Origin of the sequence: Herbaspirillum rubrisubalbicans (assembly GCF_003719195.1) — a bacterium.
Taxonomy (GTDB): domain Bacteria; phylum Pseudomonadota; class Gammaproteobacteria; order Burkholderiales; family Burkholderiaceae_D; genus Herbaspirillum; species Herbaspirillum rubrisubalbicans.
Genome location: NZ_CP024996.1, coordinates 2919141 through 2940654, shown reverse-complemented (window position 1 = coordinate 2940654; position 21514 = coordinate 2919141). Strand labels below are relative to the sequence as shown.

General features: G+C 60.7%; 28 protein-coding genes. 27 read left to right on the top strand and 1 reads right to left on the bottom strand.

Going from position 1 to position 21514, the window contains the following annotated elements:
- The first annotated feature begins 51 nt into the window (after positions 1–51).
- Positions 52–495, top strand: coding sequence for a hypothetical protein (locus RC54_RS13175; RefSeq protein WP_231738602.1), 444 nt, complete (start codon positions 52–54; stop codon positions 493–495).
- Between the two features lie 117 nt (positions 496–612).
- On the opposite strand, the gene RC54_RS13170 is transcribed toward RC54_RS13175, so the two are convergent.
- Entirely contained in the window at positions 613–1221 is a 609-nt protein-coding gene (locus RC54_RS13170; protein WP_058895621.1) for an RNA polymerase sigma factor, read from the bottom strand.
- A gap of 287 nt (positions 1222–1508) precedes the next feature.
- On the opposite strand from RC54_RS13170, the gene RC54_RS13165 reads away from it, so the two are divergent.
- The 26 genes from RC54_RS13165 (at position 1509) to sctC (ending at position 21412) form a co-directional block, all read left to right on the top strand.
- Positions 1509–2312: a hypothetical protein gene (locus RC54_RS13165; RefSeq protein WP_244216342.1), complete on the top strand. Its 804-nt coding sequence runs from the start codon at positions 1509–1511 to the stop codon at positions 2310–2312.
- 93 nt (positions 2313–2405) lie between these two features.
- Positions 2406–2540, top strand: coding sequence for a hypothetical protein (locus RC54_RS25875; RefSeq protein WP_255221008.1), 135 nt, complete (start codon positions 2406–2408; stop codon positions 2538–2540).
- A 107-nt stretch (positions 2541–2647) separates the two neighbouring features.
- Entirely contained in the window at positions 2648–3163 is a 516-nt protein-coding gene (locus RC54_RS13160) for a hypothetical protein (RefSeq protein ID WP_231738597.1), read from the top strand.
- A 1-nt stretch (position 3164) separates the two neighbouring features.
- Positions 3165–3491, top strand: a complete 327-nt coding sequence (locus tag RC54_RS13155) for a hypothetical protein (protein WP_061790314.1) — start codon at positions 3165–3167, stop codon at positions 3489–3491.
- Complete coding sequence (locus RC54_RS13150) at positions 3488–3940, top strand: hypothetical protein (RefSeq protein ID WP_058895618.1); 453 nt, start codon at positions 3488–3490, stop codon at positions 3938–3940. Before RC54_RS13155 ends, RC54_RS13150 begins: the two co-directional genes overlap by 4 nt.
- Positions 3918–4229 (top strand): hypothetical protein, encoded by a 312-nt coding sequence (locus tag RC54_RS13145; RefSeq protein WP_058895617.1) that lies wholly within the window; start codon positions 3918–3920, stop codon positions 4227–4229. Before RC54_RS13150 ends, RC54_RS13145 begins: the two co-directional genes overlap by 23 nt.
- 8 nt (positions 4230–4237) lie before the next feature.
- Positions 4238–6328: a type III secretion system export apparatus subunit SctV gene (gene sctV / locus RC54_RS13140; RefSeq protein ID WP_058895616.1), complete on the top strand. Its 2091-nt coding sequence runs from the start codon at positions 4238–4240 to the stop codon at positions 6326–6328.
- 202 nt (positions 6329–6530) lie between these two features.
- The gene (locus RC54_RS13135; protein ID WP_061790315.1) at positions 6531–7160 is read left to right on the top strand and encodes a hypothetical protein; all 630 of its coding nucleotides are present in this window, start codon (positions 6531–6533) and stop codon (positions 7158–7160) included.
- 65 nt (positions 7161–7225) lie between these two features.
- Complete coding sequence (locus RC54_RS13130; protein ID WP_244216341.1) at positions 7226–7651, top strand: hypothetical protein; 426 nt, start codon at positions 7226–7228, stop codon at positions 7649–7651.
- Positions 7652–7706: 55 nt separating this feature from the next.
- The gene (locus RC54_RS13125) at positions 7707–8744 is read left to right on the top strand and encodes an FHA domain-containing protein (protein WP_061790317.1); all 1038 of its coding nucleotides are present in this window, start codon (positions 7707–7709) and stop codon (positions 8742–8744) included.
- Between the two features lie 14 nt (positions 8745–8758).
- Positions 8759–10138, top strand: coding sequence for a FliI/YscN family ATPase (locus RC54_RS13120; RefSeq protein WP_058895612.1), 1380 nt, complete (start codon positions 8759–8761; stop codon positions 10136–10138).
- Entirely contained in the window at positions 10135–10542 is a 408-nt protein-coding gene (locus RC54_RS13115; protein ID WP_244216340.1) for a hypothetical protein, read from the top strand. The genes RC54_RS13120 and RC54_RS13115 overlap by 4 nt, the downstream gene beginning before the upstream one ends.
- Before the next feature lie 364 nt (positions 10543–10906).
- On the top strand, positions 10907–11251 hold the full coding sequence (locus RC54_RS13110; protein WP_058895610.1) for a hypothetical protein: 345 nt from the start codon (positions 10907–10909) through the stop codon (positions 11249–11251).
- 58 nt (positions 11252–11309) lie between these two features.
- A complete protein-coding gene (sctQ, locus tag RC54_RS13105; RefSeq protein WP_058895609.1) occupies positions 11310–12407 on the top strand; it encodes a type III secretion system cytoplasmic ring protein SctQ in 1098 nt (365 codons plus the stop codon).
- Positions 12401–13060 carry a type III secretion system export apparatus subunit SctR gene (gene sctR, locus RC54_RS13100; RefSeq protein WP_017453235.1) on the top strand — a complete coding sequence of 220 codons (660 nt, stop codon included), beginning with the start codon at positions 12401–12403 and terminating at the stop codon, positions 13058–13060. The genes sctQ and sctR overlap by 7 nt, the downstream gene beginning before the upstream one ends.
- Positions 13061–13101: 41 nt before the next feature.
- Positions 13102–13365: a type III secretion system export apparatus subunit SctS gene (sctS, locus tag RC54_RS13095; RefSeq protein ID WP_058895608.1), complete on the top strand. Its 264-nt coding sequence runs from the start codon at positions 13102–13104 to the stop codon at positions 13363–13365.
- A gap of 13 nt (positions 13366–13378) precedes the next feature.
- Positions 13379–14173, top strand: a complete 795-nt coding sequence (gene sctT, locus RC54_RS13090) for a type III secretion system export apparatus subunit SctT (RefSeq protein WP_017453237.1) — start codon at positions 13379–13381, stop codon at positions 14171–14173.
- Positions 14170–15270, top strand: coding sequence for a type III secretion system export apparatus subunit SctU (sctU, locus tag RC54_RS13085; RefSeq protein WP_058895607.1), 1101 nt, complete (start codon positions 14170–14172; stop codon positions 15268–15270). The genes sctT and sctU overlap by 4 nt, the downstream gene beginning before the upstream one ends.
- Positions 15271–15278: 8 nt before the next feature.
- On the top strand, positions 15279–15872 hold the full coding sequence (locus RC54_RS25255) for a hypothetical protein (protein ID WP_156481332.1): 594 nt from the start codon (positions 15279–15281) through the stop codon (positions 15870–15872).
- 83 nt (positions 15873–15955) lie between these two features.
- Complete coding sequence (locus RC54_RS13075; protein ID WP_061790318.1) at positions 15956–16357, top strand: EscI/YscI/HrpB family type III secretion system inner rod protein; 402 nt, start codon at positions 15956–15958, stop codon at positions 16355–16357.
- Between the two features lie 4 nt (positions 16358–16361).
- Positions 16362–17294 carry a type III secretion system inner membrane ring lipoprotein SctJ gene (gene sctJ, locus RC54_RS13070; RefSeq protein ID WP_231738590.1) on the top strand — a complete coding sequence of 311 codons (933 nt, stop codon included), beginning with the start codon at positions 16362–16364 and terminating at the stop codon, positions 17292–17294.
- Positions 17291–17917 carry a hypothetical protein gene (locus RC54_RS13065; protein WP_058895603.1) on the top strand — a complete coding sequence of 209 codons (627 nt, stop codon included), beginning with the start codon at positions 17291–17293 and terminating at the stop codon, positions 17915–17917. Before sctJ ends, RC54_RS13065 begins: the two co-directional genes overlap by 4 nt.
- A 34-nt stretch (positions 17918–17951) precedes the next feature.
- Positions 17952–18560 (top strand): FliH/SctL family protein, encoded by a 609-nt coding sequence (locus RC54_RS13060; RefSeq protein ID WP_058895602.1) that lies wholly within the window; start codon positions 17952–17954, stop codon positions 18558–18560.
- A 101-nt stretch (positions 18561–18661) separates the two neighbouring features.
- Entirely contained in the window at positions 18662–18889 is a 228-nt protein-coding gene (locus tag RC54_RS13055; RefSeq protein ID WP_017453244.1) for a hypothetical protein, read from the top strand.
- Between the two features lie 4 nt (positions 18890–18893).
- Positions 18894–19310, top strand: a complete 417-nt coding sequence (locus RC54_RS13050) for a hypothetical protein (protein WP_058895601.1) — start codon at positions 18894–18896, stop codon at positions 19308–19310.
- On the top strand, positions 19307–21412 hold the full coding sequence (sctC, locus tag RC54_RS13045) for a type III secretion system outer membrane ring subunit SctC (protein ID WP_058895600.1): 2106 nt from the start codon (positions 19307–19309) through the stop codon (positions 21410–21412). Before RC54_RS13050 ends, sctC begins: the two co-directional genes overlap by 4 nt.
- Positions 21413–21514 lie beyond the last annotated feature (102 nt).

Below are 21514 nucleotides of genomic sequence, written 5' to 3'. Positions count from 1 at the left end.
TCGGGATAGTAGCTGGTCTTTCCCGCCTGCAACGATAGTGAGACGCCACCATTGGATAGTGAAGAAGAAAAGTCTGGTCCTGCCTGCGAGACGCCGAGTGAACGGGTCAGTCGCTTGCTGCGTGAGCTCATCGGCTTGACGGGCCAACCCGATGCGACCGTAGCGACGCTTGAGTTGCAGCTCGGCGAGATTTTTACCCGTACCTTGATCGATCCCGAGACCCCTGATCGCCACCTTGCGATTACCGCGTTGCTGCCTCGTTGCGAACAGCCGCATTACCTGCCGCGAATGTTTTCCCCACCAGGCGCACCGCCCTTGCCGCCGCAGACCGATTTCCTCTGGCACGCCGATCAAGGTTGCTATATCGTCGTGCAGCGCATTGCCGTGGCGGAACTGCCCGACGAGCGCAGCATCATGGATGCCATCCTGATGACCGCCGACATCGCTCGCGACTATCACTTGGCCATCAATGCCAGTGCAGCTTCGGCCGGCTGATTTCCCTTTGTTTCCTTAGCGAGTTCGTGCTGCGCTGCGCCAGTCCGATAAGGCGCGCCTGCCCATTGTGGCCAGGCGCGCACGCCCTGGGCAGACCGCTGCCGCCCAGGGACAGCATCAGGCGTACAGGCCCTGACTCAGCGGCGCGCTGCCATATTTGCTGCGCACGGTGGCGCGCACGCGCGAGACCCGCGAACGCACGGTGCCAATAGGGATATGCAGGTGCTCGGCGGCTTGCTCGTAGGTGGCGTCACCATCAAGCACGGCCTCGAAGGTGGCGCGGATCTTGACGGGGAGTTCGTTGAGCAGGCCTTCGACCTTCTCCGCCATCTGGCGCATTTCGTAGAGAACGGCCGGATCAGCGTGCGTATCGACGATCTGTTCCATGAAATTCTCATCGACGGCGTCGCAACGATCGGCGATGTTGCGACGTACCTGATTGCGCGCCAGATTCAAGGCAATGCCGAACAGCCAGGTAGAGGGCTTGGAGAGGCCAGAAAAGCGATGCGCACATTTGCTGGCCTCGATGAAGGTGTTCTGTACCACATCTTCGGCGTCTTCATAGCTGCCGACATAGCGCTGGACAAAGCGTAACAGATGACTTCTGTGTTCGGTATACAGCTTGACCACATCGATGGTGATCACTTGGGCCGCCGGATGCTCCAGACCATCATCGCCATGCTGCTCGGCGCTGTCGTGCAGGTGTTCTTCCAATGCTTGATTCATTTTCTCCTCCTTGGAAAGTCGAGGGGGTGGGTGGGGGCTCGGTTACGCCGTGTTGAATGGCAAACCTTGGGTGTTGGAGCGGAAGATAGCAGCGACAGATGAAGTTTCATCAAAACGATGAACATTCATGAGACTTTGAAAAATGTTGAGGAAGCTCTTCATCATTGATGAGAAATTCCCGGAACCGGAGATGTTACGTTAGCCACCGATAACGATGTGCACTCGCCATGGGAGCGTAAGAGGAGAGGGAACCATGGATGCAGGCCGGACCACTCAAGGCCATGAACATGAAAATCACCACCTTCGACAGCCTCGACAACCTGATCCCGGATAACACGCTGCCCAGGCCGCACCTGCGTCACGGCCATCGCCTCGGCGTCGATCCGACGATCAATACCAATGCTGCGGCTGAACTTAGTCCGCTGGATGCGCTGGAAGTCCTGGCCGGGGTCCAGGAAGGATTGATCTTCAGCCGCAAGAGTCTGCGGCAGCGCCTGCGCGCACCGGTGCGCGCACAGACCCAGCGAAAGCCTTCGACCCCGACACGCAAGGCCAAAGCTAAAGTGGGCGAGAAGGAAGGCCGTGATGACGACGAGCAGGAACTGTTCGCACCGGTCGAACACACCATCGATCTTCTGCGTAACGGCGCTGATCGCGAGCGTCAGGCCGAAGTGGAGGCCATGCTTGCCAAGTATTTCGATCCACTACAGCGCTACCACGTGTTCTACGAGGCTTTGGACCAGATCGAAGAGAATCCGCTGGGCGGAGGCAGGGATAGATCGGTCAAGAAAGCGCTCACGACGATGATGAACAATCTCATGGAGCGCCATCCGCATGAGCTAAGACGCGCCTTGCAGCAGAGCGATGAGATGGTCAATTCCCTGGAAGCGATGGCGGGCGAGGATGGCGTGAACACCAACGGTCCCAGCACGCGCGAGCTGCGCTTCCTGATAGGCGCCAAGTCCAAGGGTAATTTCGACGCGCCGCTGACCCCGCTGACCATGCTCAAGGCACTGATCAAGAATTTTGGTCCGATCAAGTGCGAGCAAGCCTTGAGCAGCTTGCGAGCACGCATGATGGCCGGCTTCTAGCCCTTCCTTTAAAAAGATGAAATGAAAGTGGAATACGATGCAACGAGTACTGAACTGGCCCGCGCTGCCGCAAGCGCGAGGCGGAGTCGCCGCATGAACATCCGATTCGATTTTGCCGTGGCCGAGGCCCTACGACGCAGCCTCCTGGATGGCTGGCTGCTTACCAATCCGGCAGACCTGAGCTGTCACCGTCAGCCGCCTGGAGCATTGCGCACGCCGGAATTCTGAAACGCCACCGGCGCGCGGCGTGCTGGCACCACTGGCATGGTCGGCAACTTTTTCATTCAATTCTTCCTCAGTGTCCTCATCCACTCACCGGAATAGAAAGAGTCAAGATGAAATCGGATTTGCGCAAGAACCCGCATCGGAGCATGGGCCGCTACTGGCTCACGATGTCTGACGCCTCGGCCTTTACGCTGGTGCGATCATGCATTGCCATTGCTGATGCATTGCGCGTGACGCTCGCCGAGCAAGAAAAGCTGCTGATCAGGCAAAGCAGCGCGGAGCTGGCAGTAGTGCTGCTGAGTGCGGCAGAAGCTGGCTGGGGCAAGGGCAAGGTGGCGCATCTGGTGTCACAGATGGTGGAAGTGCGCAAGCTCGACAACCTTGCCAAGGGCAGGGTGTATCTGTTGATCCGGGATGCCATGGCGCGCTTGCCGATGATTCTGTGGCCACCAGAGAAGATGCAGATGCGTCGCGAATTACTCGAGGAGCTGACACGCCAGATCAACCTCTACCAAGCCGATGTGCCAGCCGTGATGACCCGTGACGAGATTCGAGAACGCCAATGGCGCGAATCCTTGCTTGCCATGCGCAAGCAGGAAACCAGGATCAGGAGCGCAGACCAGTGATATGAACGAGACGCTCACTACCATGATTCATGACGCCAGCCTGCAGAAGGCGGTGGCGACCCTGCCTCTTGATGATGGCTTGGTGCTGTTCGTCTATCCCTTGGTCGACGGCGTTATTGTCGGACTGGGCGGCGCGCGGGAGAGGGCTACATCTGCCAAGCAGGTGCTGAGCAGACGCTCGGAGGACCTGGAACGCTATGGCGCCTGGTTACCCGCCATGTTCAATGACGGCAGCCTTTACGTGCTGCGACGCATGAGCAGCGTCGATGCGCAAGTCCTCCCCATGGACGAGGCGGCGCTGGCCATTGCAGAGGAGTTGCTGAATTGATCAACCAAAAACTGAGCGGCAGTGATCTGAGTACCTTGCGGGGGCTAGACGATCTTGGTGAGATCCATAGCCTTCCTGAGCTGCCCGTCATCCGCAAAGCGTTACCGGAGCTGCTGCCCGGCGAGCAGGAGAGTTCACTGCCGCCTCTGGATATGCCGGTTGATCCGGGGATGGTGGTGCTCAACCGGTTGCTGGGCCCGGAGTGCTCCTCCGATAGCCCGGCATGGAGCGCCAATCCGGTACCACGAATGCGCGAGCTGCAAAAGGCGCTCATCGCGCACTCGCTGCAACTGCCCGAAGAATTGCGCGGCCCCTGCCTGGCCGCGGTCCGTAGGGTCAATGACAACATTGACTGGCGCTTGCGCCTGCAACAGATGCGTCGCAGTCACGCCGAAGGTCCGTCCAATCAGCAAGACCAGGAAGATGATGAGAAGAAAGAGACCGCATGACGCCATGCCCGATGAACTGCTCATGGCCATCGGTCTGGTATGGGGCTACTTCAGCGCCTACCAGTACGAAGCTGCCCATGAGCTGGCCCAAGGTTGCCTGCAAGTCTGGCCGGACGATCCGAAACTGTTCCTGATGGCCTCCTATGCCGCGGCCGAATTACTGGAGCCAGTGGACCGGCAGCGTCTTGAGGCTATGCGCAACAAGGAAAACGAAGCCTGGATCGACTTGATCATTTCCAGGCTCGATGCTGGCGAGGCGTCCCAGGCGCTTTCCGCTACCACTCGCTAGGGGACGGCATGCAAGGAATCGGGATACTGATGGCGCTCAACAAGTTTGCTGCCAAACTTGCTCAGCGCGCTGAATTGATCGTCGCCGCCTTCGTCATCGGCATCGTGTTCATGCTGGTGCTGCCCATGCCGGTATGGCTACTGGACATGCTCATCGCCTTGAGTCTGTGTATTTCCGGCCTGATTGTGATCGTGGCCATGTATATGCCCGGTCCGACGGCCTTTTCCACCTTCCCGGCAGTACTACTGCTGACCACCCTGTTCCGCCTGGCCATCTCGGTCTCTACCACGCGTCTGATCCTGCTGGAGGGCGATGCCGGCCATATCGTCGAAACCTTCGGCAACTTCGTCGTGGGAGGCAATCTGGTGGTGGGGCTGGTCATCTTCCTGATTCTGACGGTGGTGCAGTTCATCGTCATCACCAAGGGCTCGGAGCGGGTCTCGGAAGTGTCGGCACGCTTTTCCCTGGACGCTATGCCAGGCAAGCAGATGTCTATCGACAGCGATCTGCGCGCCGGCATCCTGACGGCCGAGGAAGCCAAGGAAAAGCGCGCCAAGCTTGGTCAGGAAAGTCAGTTGCACGGTGCGATGGACGGTGCGATGAAGTTCGTCAAAGGGGACGCTATCGCCGGTATTTGCATCGTGGCCATCAACCTGATTGGCGGCATTTCGATCGGGATCATCCAGCGCAATCTGGATGCTGCCGAATCGATGCGGGTGTATTCCATTCTCTCCATCGGCGATGCACTGATCGCGCAGATTCCAGCCCTGCTGATCTCCCTCGGCGCGGGCGTGATCACCACTCGGGTCAGTAAGGATGAGGAACCGGGGCAGAGCACCAATATTGGCCGCGACCTGGTCGGTGAGCTCTTTGCCGAGCCGCGGGCACTGCTGACGGCAGCGGCTATCATGCTGCTGTTCGCGGCTATCCCGGGGATGCCCAGCATGGTGTTCATCATTCTGGCGCTAGGTCTGTTCGTGGCCGGCATGGTCGGCGTTCTCAAGCCGCTGGTCGATGCCCAGAGCAAGCTGGAGGCCGAGGAGATCGAACGCGCCAACGCCGGCATCGTCGATCTGACCAACTTCTCGGCCACCACGCCCTTCACGCTGCGTATGCCAGAAGTCATGCGCAACACGCCCGAGGCCGAGATCATTCGCTCTGCGGTACGCATCATGCGCAACGGTCTGTTGGAACGACGCGGCATTCCCGACCTCAAGCCCATCGAGTTCGAGTTCCATGGGGCCGTGCCGGAGGGACGAGTGCAATTCCTGATGGCCGAGGTGCCCTTGATCGACGAGCCCATCATGCTGGGCTGGGGTGCCACCCGTGAGAATCTGGAGCGGGTGACCGAACTCGGATTCGAGGCGCACGAACGCAATATCGCCGGCTCACGGCGTCGGCGGGTCTGGTTGCGCCTGGAAGATGAAGAAAAGCTGTCCCAGACCGGTGTTCCCGTCCAGCGCTGGGAACACGTCTTCTCGGCCGATATCGAGGTGGAGATGTTGCGCAACTGCCAGATGTTCGTCGGCGTCAACGAAGTCATCCGTTTCACGCGCTGGGCCGAGCGGCGTTATCCAGAGCTGGGCAAGGAAGTCATCAAGTCGGTGACCCTGCCACGGCTCACTGAAGTCGTGCAGCGCCTCACCCGTGAGGGCGTCGCCCTGCGCAACGCCCGTCTGCTGCTGGAAACGACGCTGGACTGGGCGCCCAAGGAGCGTGACCCGGATGTGATCGCCGATTATGTACGGCTGGCATTCAAGCGTCAGCTCTGCTTCGAGGTCGCCAGGGAGGGACTCATCGAAGTCATCCTGCTGTCCCCTGAACTGGAAGACAAGCTGCGCAATGCCATGCGCCAAACCAGCCAGGGGAGCTACCTCGATATCGATTCGGAGCTGGAACAGATGTTTCTGGATCGTCTCAACGAATTGTCTTCCAACGTCAGTACACCCATCACGCCACCGGTGCTGGTGACCGCCGCCGACATCCGGCGCTCGGTGCGCAAGCTCATTGAGGAAGAATTCTTTCCGGTCCCTGTCTTCGCATTTTCGGAGCTGACCCAGCACTCCAAGGTGAAACCGGTCGGCATGATCGAGATATGAACCGGGCAGGGCGCAGCTGCACCATCATGGAACTTGTTGCCACAGGCCGACATAAAGAGAGGTAGGTCTTCTCCGTCTCACCCGACTGCAAGCTTGCAGTCGGCCTGTCTGCCGACTGCTTCGATGCTGCTGCGGCGACGGTGAAGATGTCAGGAGCCGCCCTCATGGCGGTCGTCGCAATTCATCTGTTGGAGCAGCAATCATGGCTTTTCATGTCACATCTTCGACCCCAGCCGAGGTCCATCACGATCGTCCCGTCGAGAGTGAATCCTCGTCCGTCCTGGCCAAAGCCTGCCGCCAGGCAGCGTTGCTTTCGCGCCGGTTCATGGGGGCGTATGCAGGCTTCAGTCTGCAGCAGCTTGATCACACCATGCGCGTATTTTCCATGCGCAACGGCGAAGCGCTCGATATCGACGCCTTCTACTCGGGGATATTGGCGCACGCTCGGCATCGACTGCAAGGTAGGCAGGCCGCCGTCGAGCAAGACCTGATTCGTCTCAAGGCGCTGCTGGAAGAAGGCGAGCAACGCGCGCACGCCCGCGCCGCTGAGGACGGCATCGGCGGTGGGGTGCCGACCGACGCGGCAGGACGGGCGCGTCGCGAGCAGGAGCACCATAATGCCCGCCATTATCAGCGCACTTATGCCCAGGCCGGCCGCACCAATGCACTGGCTCTGCTGGGCGGGGAGGGGGCGCCGGCCGCACCGTATGTCGGGCATCCACAGGCATCTCAACCCACGCTCACCGAGATCCTGGATGCCCTGGCACGCCAGCGTCAACGAGACGGCGACGGGGCAGCAGCAGATCCGCTGCATCCCAGCGAACAAAGCTGATCTAGCAAGCGTTCCAGCCTATCGTCCTTTCGCCCCATATCGCTTGACTCAACGGAGTGTAAGTCATGAGCCTTTCTGCAAAAGAAGTACCAGCGCAGCAGCACGCGTCACCAATGACTCGCGAACAAGCGCAGCACATCATCGAACGGGCGAGCAAAGACAGTTTTCTAGCGCCGGAGATCGAACAGCTCAGAGAGAAGTGCTGCCTGTTTATCGGGGAAGTCATGCAGGAGATCAACCAGGCGCTGGCCGAAAAGGAAAAGCGCATTCCGGCCCTGCTGCGCAGCAAGTCCGACAGCACCATCTCCTTGCAGGCGGCCAGTCGGGAACGCGAGAATCTGATCAAGCAACGACGCGAGCTGGCCGAGGCCATGGTTATCGGCGCCTTGCTCAACAGCGACAATCCCGGCTGGAATCCACTCGATCCGTCGACCGGCAAGAGTAGCGGTGGCAGCCTCTTGCTGGCCCTGCTGAAAACCGCCGATTTCTGAGGCTGCGTGCGGGATTCAATCACTGGTTCACTCTTGAATTTGATGGAGCATTGTCATGTATGAAATGCGGATTCTGAATGGTTACCTTCGCGGCGCGACCATTCCGCTCAGTGACCAGGTCTGCATCATCGGCGCCAGCGACGAAGCCGATGTGGTCCTGGCCGACCCGGGCATTGCTGCACGCCACGCCAGTCTTTCGCTCGGTCCCCAAGGCTGGTCGCTGGAAGCGCTGGACGGCCTGCTGCTCAACGCTGATGACAACCACAAGCGTGATTTCCTCCAGCTGAAGATCGACGATTTCGCGCGCCTCGGTTCGATCTGGCTGACCGTTACCGAAGAGGGCAGTGCCTGGCGCGACCCACCCCCGGAGCCAGCCGACAGCATGGCCGAGGCGCAAGATATTGTGGCACCTGCGACGCCTGAAGGCAGTAGCGCCGACGGCGCGGTGCCGCACGATACCGTGGTAACGTCCGATGCTGCTACGGCCACTCCGTCGGCTGACATCTTGCAGCCCATGCCAGTCAGAGCCAGGCGCAATCGCCGCCTGCTCCTGCTACCGTTGTCACTGATAGCTCTGCTTTCGGCCGCAGCAGCCTATGCCATCACGCGCCATTATCCGGCAGGCGGCGAGGAAAGCCTGTCCGCCAATGAGTCACTGCTGGCGCCGCTCGGTGCCAAGGCAGCCATTGAGCCGCCTGCCGCCAAGATGAGTCCCGAGCAGTTGCGTGCCGCATTTCGCAAGCGACTGGCTGAGGTGGATCTGCTCAAGCGTTTCAATCTACAACTGGAGGATCGTGAGTGGATACTGCAAGCGGCCCTGGATGAGGAAGAGAGCGAACGTTTCCAACGAATGCTTGGCAGCTTCGTACGCATCCATGACATCGACTTTCCAGTCAAGGTCAAGATCGGCAGCGCTGAATCGATGTTGCCGTTCCGCATACAGCAGGTCATTTCCGGCAGCAATGCCAGCATCGTCACCGACGATGGCCGTCGTCTCTACATCGGAGACGAATATCGTGGCGTCGTGCTGGCCGGTATCGACGGCAACCAGGTCAGCTTCACCGGTCGCCACAACATCAACGTTAGGTGGTGAACGCGATGGCGACAATGACTGTAGCCATCGAGGGTAGCGATCCACTGGAGCTGAAACTGCAGTACATGCGTCGGCAGCTGGGCGCATGGCGACAGAGCCTGAACCCGCGCCCGGGTTTCGTCAGTTTCGGCAAAGTATCTCAGGTCTTGGGCACGCTGGTGGAAGCCCACATGCCCCCGGTGCAGATCGGTGAGCTCTGCCATCTGCGCGACCCGCACGTGGAGGGACCGCCCATCCTGGCCGAAGTGGTAGGCTTCACTGACAAGGCCGCGATCCTCTCGGCGCTCAGCCCGCTGGAGGGGGTCTCCAGCAGTACCATCATCGAACCCTTGCGGCGCGCCCACAGCATCGAGGTCGGTGATCACCTGTTTGGTTGCGTTCTGGATGGATTTGGACGCTGGATGTTCCGTGCGCCGGCAGCAGCCGAGAACGTGGCGACATGGCGCGCCATGTCGCCGGTGATGCGCGACGCTCCCAAGGCCACTGACCGGCCGCGCATCTCAGTGCCGCTGGCCACGGGCGTGCGGGCCATCGATGGTCTGCTGACCATGGGTACCGGGCAGCGCATCGGCGTATTTGCCGGCCCTGGATGTGGCAAGACCACGTTGATGGCGGCCATTGCACGTGGCTGTGAAGCCCAGGCTATCGTCTTTGGGCTGATCGGCGAACGTGGCCGTGAGCTCAATGAATTCCTGGAGCACGAACTGGATGCCGAATTGATCCGCAAGACCGTGGTGGTCTGTGCGACCTCTGACCGTACCTCGATGGAGCGGGCGCGCGCTGCCTTTACCGCGACGGCCATCGCCGAGGCGTTCCGCGATCGCGGCATGAAGGTATTGCTGTTGGTGGACTCACTGACCCGATTTGCCCGTGCGCAGCGCGAGATCGGCCTGGCCGCCGGTGAGCCGCCTGCCCGAGGCGGCTTCACACCCTCGGTATACACCATGCTGCCGCGCCTGATCGAGCGCGCAGGAGGCACACCTCAGGGTTCGATCACGGCGATGTATACGGTGCTGGTTGACGGCGAATCAGTCTCGGATCCCATCGGTGACGAGGCCAAGTCCTTGCTCGACGGGCATATTTTACTGACCCGCAAGCTGGCTGAACAAGGGCATTACCCGGCCATTGATGTGCTGGCCAGCATCAGCCGGGTGATGAGTAATGTGACCACCCGCGAGCACCGTAAGGCCGCATCGCATTTCCGTGAACTGATGGCGCGCTATCAGGAGATGGAGTTGCTCATCCGCCTGGGTGAGTACAAGAGCGGAACCGATCCGGTGGCCGATCGTGCCGTCAAGCTGCGCGCTGAACAACTAGCTTTCCTGCGCCAGGACACTAGCACCAGTGCCCCATTCCAGCCCACGCTGGACAAGCTCATGGAACTGCAGGCATGACGATCGGACAGCAGTCGGCGGGTGGGATGGGGCGCCGCCCCCGCCGCGAGGTCATTGATGTCCCCGAACGCAAGCGCGAGGACCGTCGGCTCGATCAGTTGCTCCATGTGCGCAAGCAACGTCTGGGACGTCTGGAGCGCGAACGCAACGAAGCCCGCCAAGCCTGGCGCGCGTCACGCAACCAATTGCAGCAGGCCCGGCAACTCTGGCGCGACATGCTTGCCCGCACGCAGGAGCAATGGCAGCAGTCACGCCGCGAGTTCATGCAGATGACGCTAACGACCGGTCAATTCAATCGGGCCAAGGCGCTCTACAAGCGTATGCAAGCTGAAAGCGCTCAACAGTATCTACGATGTCAGGAATGGGTCGAGCGCTGCCGTCAGGCGCGTGCGGTTTTTTTTTGAGGCCCGACGCAAAGTGCTGGAAGCTAACCGGCAGCAAGAAAAACTGAGCGTGTTGCGCGATCAGATGCGTGCTCAGGAACAGATCATGGAGCAATGAACGATGCCACCTCAACCTATCTCCTCGCTCGTGGACACCTTCTACGGCGAGACCATGCCTGTGCGGCGGCCACCCGCCAAACGCGTACCGCCATTCACTGCGCACTTGCCGCCCATGCCGCCGGCGGCTCCATCCCATAGTCAGACAAGCCCTCAGATGAATGCGCGTGCACGTACTGCAGCGGCTCCTAGACGTGTGGCCCAGGAGCGATCCTCCATCTCGAGCAGCAGCGAACGGGTGCCTGCGAATCCCAGCGATGCAACTCGCATGGAAGGCTGCCTCGTGCTGCTCGATGGTCGAGAACAAGGGCACTCCGGGGAGGGCGAAAGCCAGCCCGAGGACAGGCTGGGCAGCGCCGATGCGACACTGAATTTCGATACCGAGGCCTTGCTGGATCTGCTGCCCGTGCAGGCCCATAGTGGTGTCTTCGAGGTCATGCTGCCCAACGGCGAGACCCTGGCCGTGCTGACCGACCTGCGGGATTCCCTGGCCTCGTTCCTGCTGGCGGCCGGAAGTGACCGGTTGCGCGAGACCCTGCTCGGCAAAAGAATGGAACTGGAAAAGGGGCTGGCGCGACGTATGGGCAGAAGCGTGCGACTGGCGGTGCTCTAGCCGGCTGCTACCTGGTCCCCATGCGCCCACGATCAACCATGCAGCAGGATGCCCATTCATGACCGATATCGTTGCCGGCGATCTGACGGAGCAGGACCTCGGGTCCTCACCGTTGAGCGCGAATCCTCTCCTGCACCGTGCGCCCAAGGTATCTGCCAGCCTGGCGGCATTGACGCGCAAGGTCGGACGTGGGCTGCGCATGGTGCTGCCGCCCCAGCAGGCCGAGCTAACACTGCGCCTGGCTCCGGCGAGCCCGGGAACGCAAGCAGCAAACGCCGCGCTTCTGCTGTCGGGCGCAGCCGGTTCCGTAAGGCTCGACGATGGCGCACGCTGGCTGCGCGTGTTGACCGGCATCGATCTGACGGCCGCGCTGGCCGATGCGTCGGGCCAGGACTGCCCGGACTGGCTTACCGCTGCCGTGGCAGCCAAGCTGCAGGGTACCCCGCTGTGCCGAACATCACAGATCAGGCGTGCACCGATCACCAGCGAGCCGCAGACTTGCGCTCTGGAGTTCAGCCTGCATCAAGACGGTCATTTGATGCTGGGCAGCTTTCACGCGACTCCACAGACCTGGCTGCGCTTGCTGGAGGAGTGTGAGGTCACCGCGCTGCGAGCGCCAGAAGACGACTTTCTTGAGATCCCCTGGTGTCAACCGGTCGTGCTCGGATGGCATCGACTGGGCGAGTCGGCCTGCGCCTCACTGGCGGCGGGGGACATCATCTTGCCCTCCCGTCCGGCCTTCGAGCGCAGTGGTATGGGCAGGCTCAATCTGGCCGGGCGCAACTGGCGTGTGCGCTATATAGCACCCGGGCAACTGCAACTCATCTCATCGGAGTCAGGCTTGGATATGGAATCAGTAGAGGATCTCGACCTCGGCGCAGCGCCGGATTCGCCAGCAGGGGGACGCGGCCAGCACGACGATGCGTCAGCTCCGCTGGAAGAGTTGTCGCTGACCTTGGTCTTTGAACTTGGACGCATTGCCTTGCCACTGGGAACGCTGCGCAGTCTGGCGCCGCAATCGATTCTTGCACTGCAGTCGGGCCATCCTGGCAACATCGGTATCTTTTGCGCGGGACGACGGGTTGGACAAGGTGAGGTGGTAGATGTCGAGGGCGCTCTAGGCATCCGTATCGTCCACTGGGGGGGGACATGCTGAACAATCAGTTCGATGTCGTCTCGTTTTCAATCCTGCTGGCCCTGCTGGCACTGATCCCGCTGCTGGTGGTGACGACGACTTCGTTCCTGAAGATATCGCTGGTGCTGCTGGTGCTGCGCAACGCTATCGGTGTGCAGCAGGTTCCGCCGACACTGGCCATCTATGGGATTTCGCTGGCGCTCAGTGTGTTCATCATGGCGCCAACGGTACAGGAAATCGGAGTTCACGCATTGCAGATGGATAGTTCGCAGGTCAGTTCGCGGACCACGCCGCTACTGGTCAAGGCTCAGGAATCCTTCGAGCCTTTGCGCAAATTCATGATGAAGGTAAGCCGGCCGGAGCAGCGCGAGCTATTCCTGGCATCGGCCAGGAAACTCTGGCCCAAGGACGTTGCCAAGGAGGCGCGACCCAGTGATGCGTTGGTCCTGATACCCGCTTTCGTGGTGTCGGAATTGCAGGCCGGCTACGAGATCGGCTTCCTGATCTACATCCCGTTTGTGATCATCGACTTATTGATCTCGAATCTGTTGATGGCGCTGGGCATGCAGCAGGTAAGTCCGCAGACCATCACCATCCCCCTCAAGCTGCTGCTCTTCACGCTGGTGGCCGGATGGGGCAAGTTGCTCAATGCGCTCGCGCTGTCCTATGTCTGACATGGCGGACCGGGTCGACAGAATTTCAAGAGAAAGCGAACATGGCTGATACGCTCAATTTTTTCCAGCAAGGCCTGTGGATGGCGGTGATGATGTCGGCGCCACCGCTGGTCATTGCCACCCTGTGCGGGGTGGTAGTCTCTCTGATCCAGGCTGTCACCCAGATCCAGGACCAGACGTTGCCCTATGTGGTCAAGCTGATGGCTGTAGCCGTCACGCTGGCGACCATGGGGCGCTGGATCGGTGTGGAATTGCTGCGGCTGGCGGACATGGCCATGACCATGGTCCCCGACATCGGCCGCTGAGGCCGCAGCGCCCATGCAATCCTCTACGCTGATCGACCTGCATTCGCTGATGGTGACCATCGCCATCGTCACGCCGCGCGTGCTGGTGTGCCTGGTGATCCTGCCAGGTTTTGGCCTCAACGTGCTGACCGGGATGGTCAAGAATGCGACCGCCATGGCCATCGCGCTGCCGGCCGCAGTACCCACCTTCCTGTTCGTCCAGGACCGAGTTCCCGACTTCCTGCTCTCGGCCATGTTGGCCTTCAAGGAAGCGATGATCGGTCTGCTCTTCGGCGTCTTGATGGCCTTGCCGCTGTGGGTCACGCAATCCATCGGCTCGATCTTCGATATGCAGCGCTCACCCATCCAGATCCAGGCCAACAACGCCAGTGTCGATCGTGATGCCAGTGCCATCGGTGCCATGTTGCTGCAGGCGGTGGTGCTTGTGATGGTGCAGGCAGGGCTGTTTTCGGCGCTGGCGCGCATCCTGCTGGAAAGTTATGCACTTTGGCCCGCCTACACTTTGCTACCGCCTTTCGAACCAGGGCATTTCGAAGTGCTGGTCAAGCGTTTCGGCGAATTCCTGTGGTACGTCGTAGTCTATGGCGCGCCCGTCATCATTCCCCTGATGCTGATCGAATTCGCCTTTGCCATCATTGGTGTATTCGCCTCCAACCTACAGGTCTCCTTCGCCTCGGCACCCATCAAGAGCTTGGTCGGACTGCTGATTCTGCTGATGTACTGGGCCACTTTTTCGCATCACGTGACCGGCGATTTTGCCCATTTGCTGGACCTGCTGGCCAGCCTGACGGATGCGGGGAAGCGATGAGCGAAGAAAAGAACGAAGAACCCACCCACAAGAAGATCGAGGATGCCAGAAAGAAGGGCCAGATCGCCGTCAGTCGCGACCTGGCGCGTCTGGCGATGCTGGTGGTGGTAGCCGAACTGGCCATGGCGACCGAATCGCTCTGGCGCGGTGCGATTTCCAATCTGATGGAGGCCGGTATCCATGGCGTGGGACAGGACTTCATACCAGTGGCCATGACCATCCTCAGTTCGGCCGGGATCTTCGTGGCTATCGTCATCGCCATTTGCTTCGTGGTCTGCATCGTCATCGGCGTAGCCGCACACTGGGGCCAGTTCGGAATGCTGGTGGCGACCGAGGCGCTTACGCCCAAGTTCGACAAGCTCAATCCGGTCAACGGTCTCAAGCAGATCATCTCCAAGAAGAAGCTGGTGGAGCTGATGACCACCGTGGGCAAGGCCTTGTTGATCGGCTGGATCGTCTATGTGCTGGTGCGCGGCAACTTGGCCAATATTGTTTCCCTCTCCAGCGGTGATCCAAAGGACAGCTATTACGGTTTTCTGACCATTCTGCGCGCGATCTTCCACGTCATCATCGTGGTCTGCCTGTGCATCGGCCTGGTGGACTTTGCTATCCAGAAATACTTCCACAAGAAGGAACTGATGATGGACAAGGAAGAGGTCAAGCGCGAGCACAAGGAGTCCGAGGGCGATCCGCTCATCAAGGGACAGCGCAAGCGCCTGGCGCGTCAATGGGCCAACGAGGCACCGGTGGCCAAGACCGCCAACGCCAATGCGGTCGTGGTCAACCCGACGCACTTCGCCGTGGCCCTATACTACGATGCCACCCAGGAGATGGTTCCGCAGCTGCTGGCCAAAGGCAAGAATGAGACTGCACGAGCAATGATCCGGCGCGCGCGCGAGTGCGGCATCCCGGTCATCCGCCATGTCTGGTTGGCACGCCATCTATACGCTAATTGCGACGAGGATGCGCTGATTCCGCGAGAAAGCTATGAAGCCGTCGCCCATGTCTATGCCGTGGTGCATGAACTGGTCGCCAGTGAACAGACGGATCGCCACGTCGAGCTGGAGAGCCAAGGCATCCGGCCGGGTTCATCCTGAGTACCTGCATGATGAAAATGCCGGAATTCTTGTGTGGTGCCGAGCAGCCGCCAACACCTGCCACAGCCCGCGAAGGGCTGCCCCGACGCATGGTCAAGGCTACGCTGAGCCATACCAGCACACGGGCGCTCGTTACCGGGAAGAATGGCTCCGACACCTCGACGCCGATGGTGCAGAGCGTCAGCGTCAGTAGCCTCAGTTGTACCGTCCAGATGGAGATCATCGGTGATGCTTCTGCTGCGGCAGGGCCGTCATCTGTCGCGCCCGGGGGAGGCAGCGCCGGACGTGGCGACCTGCTGCTGGGCGAAGACGAAAGCCTTGGCGATGACACTGTCGGCGTCGCCAATGGCTGCAGCGAGCGCGCCGCAGGCGCAGAAGTGATTGTCGGCAGCGGTGATCGCGCCCCTCATCTTGCACTGAAATACGCGCAAGTCTCGGTACGCTTGCATCCACCTCGGGCCGTCACGCCGCCGCTGATCGCCCCCGGCGCGGCCCTGTCGCCAAGCCAGCGGCAGCGACGCTGCTTGCACTCCGGGTTCTGTGATCCCTCTTCACCCCTTGGTTGCGCCGGGCAATATTGCGATCTCCTTCCCGATTTCTGAGACGCGACGGAACGGAACCGGTACTAACGTAGCGGCCACTCAGGAGAGATTCAATATCTGCCATTTCCTGGAGAGGTAAAAACATGAGTGTGATGACAGAAGCGGCCAGCGCCAGCTATTCCTTTGAGGTGTTGGGAAAGAACAATAACGTGACGCTGGATCTGCAGCCCGCCAATGCGGCCGACAGCGGCGAATTCCGGGCTGCGCTGGAACGCCACCTGAAAAACGATCCGGTCCACTTAAAGACCGATAACGCCTCGCTGGGCTCGGTCATCGTCGGTCGCACCACGCATCTGGCGGCAGAGATCAAGCAAGATCAGCAGTATGTTTCCAAGTTGCTGGAACAAGCCACCCGCACTGGAGACTCCATGCAACTGATGAAGGCAATGATGGCACTCAACTATTTCCAGCTACGGGTGCAGACCGTCTCGAAGGTGGTATCCAAGGCAGTCACCTCGGTTGATTCCCTCACCAAGTTGCAATAAGTCCATGAGCTTGCGACCACTGGAAAATCTATTGATCGTACGCCCGCGCTCACGGTGCTCCACCCGGCTGCTGGCGCACCTTTCGCGCGTGGGGGCGATTCTGGTGCTGCTGCTCCTGCTGTCAGCCTGCTCGCGTTCGGTCAACCTGCAGGCGGGCCTATCCGATGGCGATGCCAATGAAATCGTCCTGGTGCTCAACCGCAAGGGCATCAGCGTCGAAAAGCAGAAGAACAAAGAGGGGGTCACGCTGATCGTCAAGGAGGATGACCTTTCGCGCGCGACCGAGACGATGAACGAAGCGGGTCTGCCGCGCCGCAGCCTGTCCAACCTGGGAGAGGTGTTCAAGAAACAAGGGATGATTTCCACACCCATGGAAGAGCGCATCCGCTATATCCACGGGCTGTCTGAGGAACTGGAATCGACACTCCAGCAGTTCGATCATGTTATTTCTGCCCGCGTGCATGTGGTACTTCCGGAGCGCATTGCGCCGGGTGAACCGATTCAGCCGTCATCTGCCGCAGTGTTCGTCAAATACCGACCACCGATGGACGAGGACATGGTCATGCCGCGCATCCGCAAGCTCGTGGCCTCCAGTATTCCCGGCCTGAGCGGCGAGGAGGGGCGGGCCAAGGTAACGGTGGTGATGATGCCGGGTGAAGTTCCCACGGCGGGAATCGAATGGACTACGCTGGGGCCCTTCGTGGTGGCCGTGTCATCGGTGAGAGCGCTCGGCTTTACCTTGCTGGGGCTGGGCTTGCTGATCCTGCTGGCAGGTGGCTGGCTACTGGTTCTGAATGTCCAGCGCAACCCCAAGCTCATGTTGATGATCGCCCGTCTGTCGATGCGTAAGGCCAAAGCCGGCGATCCGAGTGAATCTGCGCCCGCTGCCGCGACCGCAGCCCCAGCGGCGAATAAGCCAGCCCAGGCCAAATCGTGAAGAACTTCCATTCTGAGCACGAGCCGCTCATCCTGAGCCAGGCATTCCTCGACTGGTGGTTCGCACCATGGCAATACATCGAAACTCCGGCCTTGCCGGGAATGAGCGATACGCTCGTGGCGCGGCGTGACAGCTATCGGGCCTGGTGCGAGCAGGCCGCGCTAGCGCCTGACCTGCCGCGTCTGTTCGACCCGGGCTGGCAGAGCGCGGCCAGCCAGCAGGGGCAGGAACTGCGCCGTCGAGCCGGGCTGTTCGGTGGGCTGTTCGCTGCCCGCGACCGCCAGCAGTCGGTCCTGGGTACGCTGGCGCGGGACCAGCAAAGCTGGTGCCAGCGGGTATCGTTGGCCCAGCCGTTGACTCGCTGCGTACCCGACATCGGTAGTACGGATAGCGCACAGGCAGACGCTGTCGTGGTCGGCCTGGCCGAATTGGCGTGGCGGCTGGAGCAGGATTTTCCTGGGATGTGGGCGCGCTTGCGCGGTTTGCTGGATATGTCCGAACGAACCCGCATCGATGACGCGCTACCCGCTGCTCGCCGTCGTCCAGTGAGCGAATCATCGGCCGCCGCCCGGCGCGCCCTGCGTTGCTGGCAGTTCTGTTGCACCCGTGCGCAACAGGGCTGATTTCCCCCAACGTTTTGAGGAAAGTAAAGAACCCATGAGCGACTTTGCCGTGCAGCGAGTGACCCTGCCCGACCATCTGCGTCCAGCCAATGGTGTGTTGCGCTTGACTGGGCTGACTGTGACCAGCGATGCGGAACAACTGGCTGCACAGATGCTGGCCCAGGCCCGCGAAGAAGCTGCGCAAGTACGTAAGCAGGCCGAAGAGGAGGCCGGGCACGTCGTCATGCGACAGCAGCAGGAGGTCGCGCAGCAGGGCGCTGTATTGCTGGAAGGGCTGCGGCAAGCGCAGGACGACATGCTTGAGCGCATCGAGGAAGTGGTGGTGGACCTCGCGCAGGAAGTTATGGAACGCCTGCTGTTGGAGCTCACGCCACGCGAACGCATTACTGCCATGCTCCGTAGGATACGCCAGGAGGCGCCGCCCAAGCTGCATGAGGCGGTGCTGTGGGTACACCCCGACGATCAGCCTCTGCTGCCGGCCTCATCCTGGGAAATGCAGACCGATTCCGCGCTAGCTCCTGGCAGCTGCCGGCTGGAAGCCGCCAGCGGAGAGTGGCGCAGCGATTTTGCGCTGGCGGTGCAGGCCTTGCGTGATGGCTTGGCGGGGGCAAGCGCTCGCCTCAAAGAGCAGGCGCCGTCCTGAACGGGAAGGTACAGACTTTCCAAAAAATCCGAACCGAATCCCGTGTCGCTGCCACCTACCTGCCGTAAGCCCCCTGTCATCCACATGAGGAGATGAGCGACATGTCGAGCAATCCGGTATTGCAGAATCTGCGTCACATGGACAAGAAGTTCGATGAGATCAGCCAGAAGATCAACGACTTTAACCGCCAGCAGGCCGACGGCGAGATGCCCGATCCGGCTGCCTTCATGGATCTGCTGCAAAAGCAATCTGTCACCAAGAGCGCTATGAGCGCCCAATTCAATCTGCTGCAAAAGCCGTTGAAGACGGTACTCAACGAAACCAAGTAACACCATGTCCATGGAAAGCCCAGACCACTGGCTGCAGACCCTGCCGCTGGATGAACCTGTCGTCATCGATGGTGAAACGGTATTTCTTCGAGTCAAGCCAGAGGGCGCCGAGCTAGGCGTCTACCTGGCCGGCCAGCCCACCGACAGTGCACTGGCCGACGCCATGCGCGTGAGTTTTCAGAGTGCCAGGGAATTTGAGGCTGGCCTTGGCTGGGAGCAGGATGCGGGACTGGTGCTGTCGCGCTGGATTGCCGGTGCGAGTGGCTGGCATGACCTGGCTGAGCCATTGGAACAGATCCTCAACCAGCTCGCCCTATGGCGCGCCGCGATGTCCCGCACGCACTCCAGCCAGGATAAACATGCCAAGCGCGACGAAGAACGCTTCTACAAACTGTTGTCTCAGTCCGGGGGAATGAAATGAATATCCGCGAGTTGATCAAATCGTGGGGTATGGGCGTGTTGCTGGCCGCGCTGCTGCTGTGGGGGACGACGCTGCATGCAGCAGTGCCGGCAGCATGGAAGGACAGCGGATTCTCCATCAATGCCAATGGCATGACGCTCAATGGCGTGCTGGAGGATTTTTCCCGTACCTATGGGGTACGGCTGTCGATGAGCGGTGAGGGCGAGCGCCTGGTGAAAGGGCGGCTCAAAGCCGACAACGGCATTGAGTTTCTCAACCGGCTCGGTGCGACCTACAAGTTTCGCTGGTTCGTCTACAACAACACCCTTTACGTGGCATCGGCTAGTGACAACACCTCCGAGCGACTAGAGGTGGGCGAGGATGCGGTGCAGGATGCCAAGGCGGCCCTAGTCGGGCTGGGTCTGTATGACGAGCGTTTCGGTTGGGGTGAGTTGCCTGATGAGGGCGTGGTCATCATCAGTGGCCCGCGCAGCTACGTCGATCTGGCGCGCAATGTGCTGTTACCGGCCAGCGAGAAGAAAGCCGCTCGCAAGGGTCGGCAGATCATGATATTCCGCCTCAAGTATGCCACTGCGATGGACCGTGTCATCACCTCGCGCGGCAAGACCGAAACCATCCCCGGCATCAAGACCATTCTCAGCAACCTGCTGTTCGGGCCCAGCAGCGGCGAGAAGCTCACCGGTGCTGCGCCGCGCTTCGATGCCGCCAGCAACAAGCGGTCGCGCCTACCCAAGAACGAGCGAGGTCCGATAGGGGAGAACACGGGAGAAGGCCTGGCACCGCTGTTTTCAGCGCCCATGGGCAATGGCACCAACCTGATGATGCCGGGAGGCGGCATGGACGGCGGGCGCGGCGGAGGCTCTTTCACGGCAGATTCGGGGCGCGGTAACGAAGAGGAGGGGCGTCCGCGCATCGAAGCCGATCCCAGCCTTAACGCCATCATGATCTACGACAACATCAACAAGCGCGACATGTATGCCTCGCTAATCGCCGAGCTGGATGTCCAGCCGCAGCAAATCGAGATCGAGGCCCTCATCGTCGATATCGATCGCAGCAAGCTCTCTGACATGGGAGTCGAATGGGGTGTGCGCGCCGGAGCGGTCAACAGCACCATCAATGCCACCACTGCTGCCTCGCAAGGCCTGAACCTGCCGCTGCCGGGGGCTACACTGCTCATCAGCAACGCCGCGCGTTTCTATGCCCGGCTCAAGGCCATGGAATCCAACGGCGATGCTCATGTACTGGCCACACCGACCGTATTGACCCTGGACAATGTAGCCGCTGTGCTAGACCTGAGCCGCAGCGCCTATGTCTCGCTGGTGGGCGAGCGCGTGGCGGACTTGGCCGACATCACTGCCGGAACCAAGCTGCGCGTGATTCCGCGCATCATCCATGACGGTGGTCAGACCCGCGTGAGGCTAGAGGTGGACATCGAGGATGGATCGTTGGACAGCAATGACAACGGCAACTCCGGCAATTCCAACAACAATACGGTATCCACCAGTGTCACCCGTTCGACCATCAGTACCCAGGCTATCATCGATTCGCAGCAGACTCTGATGATTGGTGGTTATCGGGCCGAGGCCTTGAGCAAGAACAAGCAGAAGGTGCCCGTGCTGGGCGACCTGCCGGTCTTGGGCGGTCTGTTCCGTAGCGAATCACAATCCACCAGCACCAAGGAGCGTCTGTTCCTCATTACGCCACGCATCACCGGTACCGATGGTCTGGATGTCGCCACGTCCAGGGCGCTGAAGGAGAAGTCCCCCGATCAACCGCCTGGATCAGGTGCGCCTGCAGCGGTGCCTGCCACGCCTGCTACACCTGCTGCACCGATGCCGCCGCTTCCTCCGGGGATCCCTGGCACCACTACCGGACCTGTGCTGCCGGTGGGGCCGCCTGCACATGCGACCGGCGCGACCGACACAACAGTGGCCGCTGCGACACCCACCACGACGGCTGGTACAGATAGCTCTGCCTCCCCTCCAGGCGTAGTGCCTACTGCGGCAGCAGTAGGTCCAATGAGTCCCATTGGCAATGGCCTGCGCATTCCCACGCGGGTGCGGACCCAGTGCAAGCGACCTGCCGGTGTCGGGATGATGTAGGCGAACGTGTACCGGGCAGTCCTCCTTTGAAAGACATGCCGGTGACGATAAAAGCGACGTCGTGATGAATCGAACGTTCGCACTTTATAAGAAAAGGTAGAG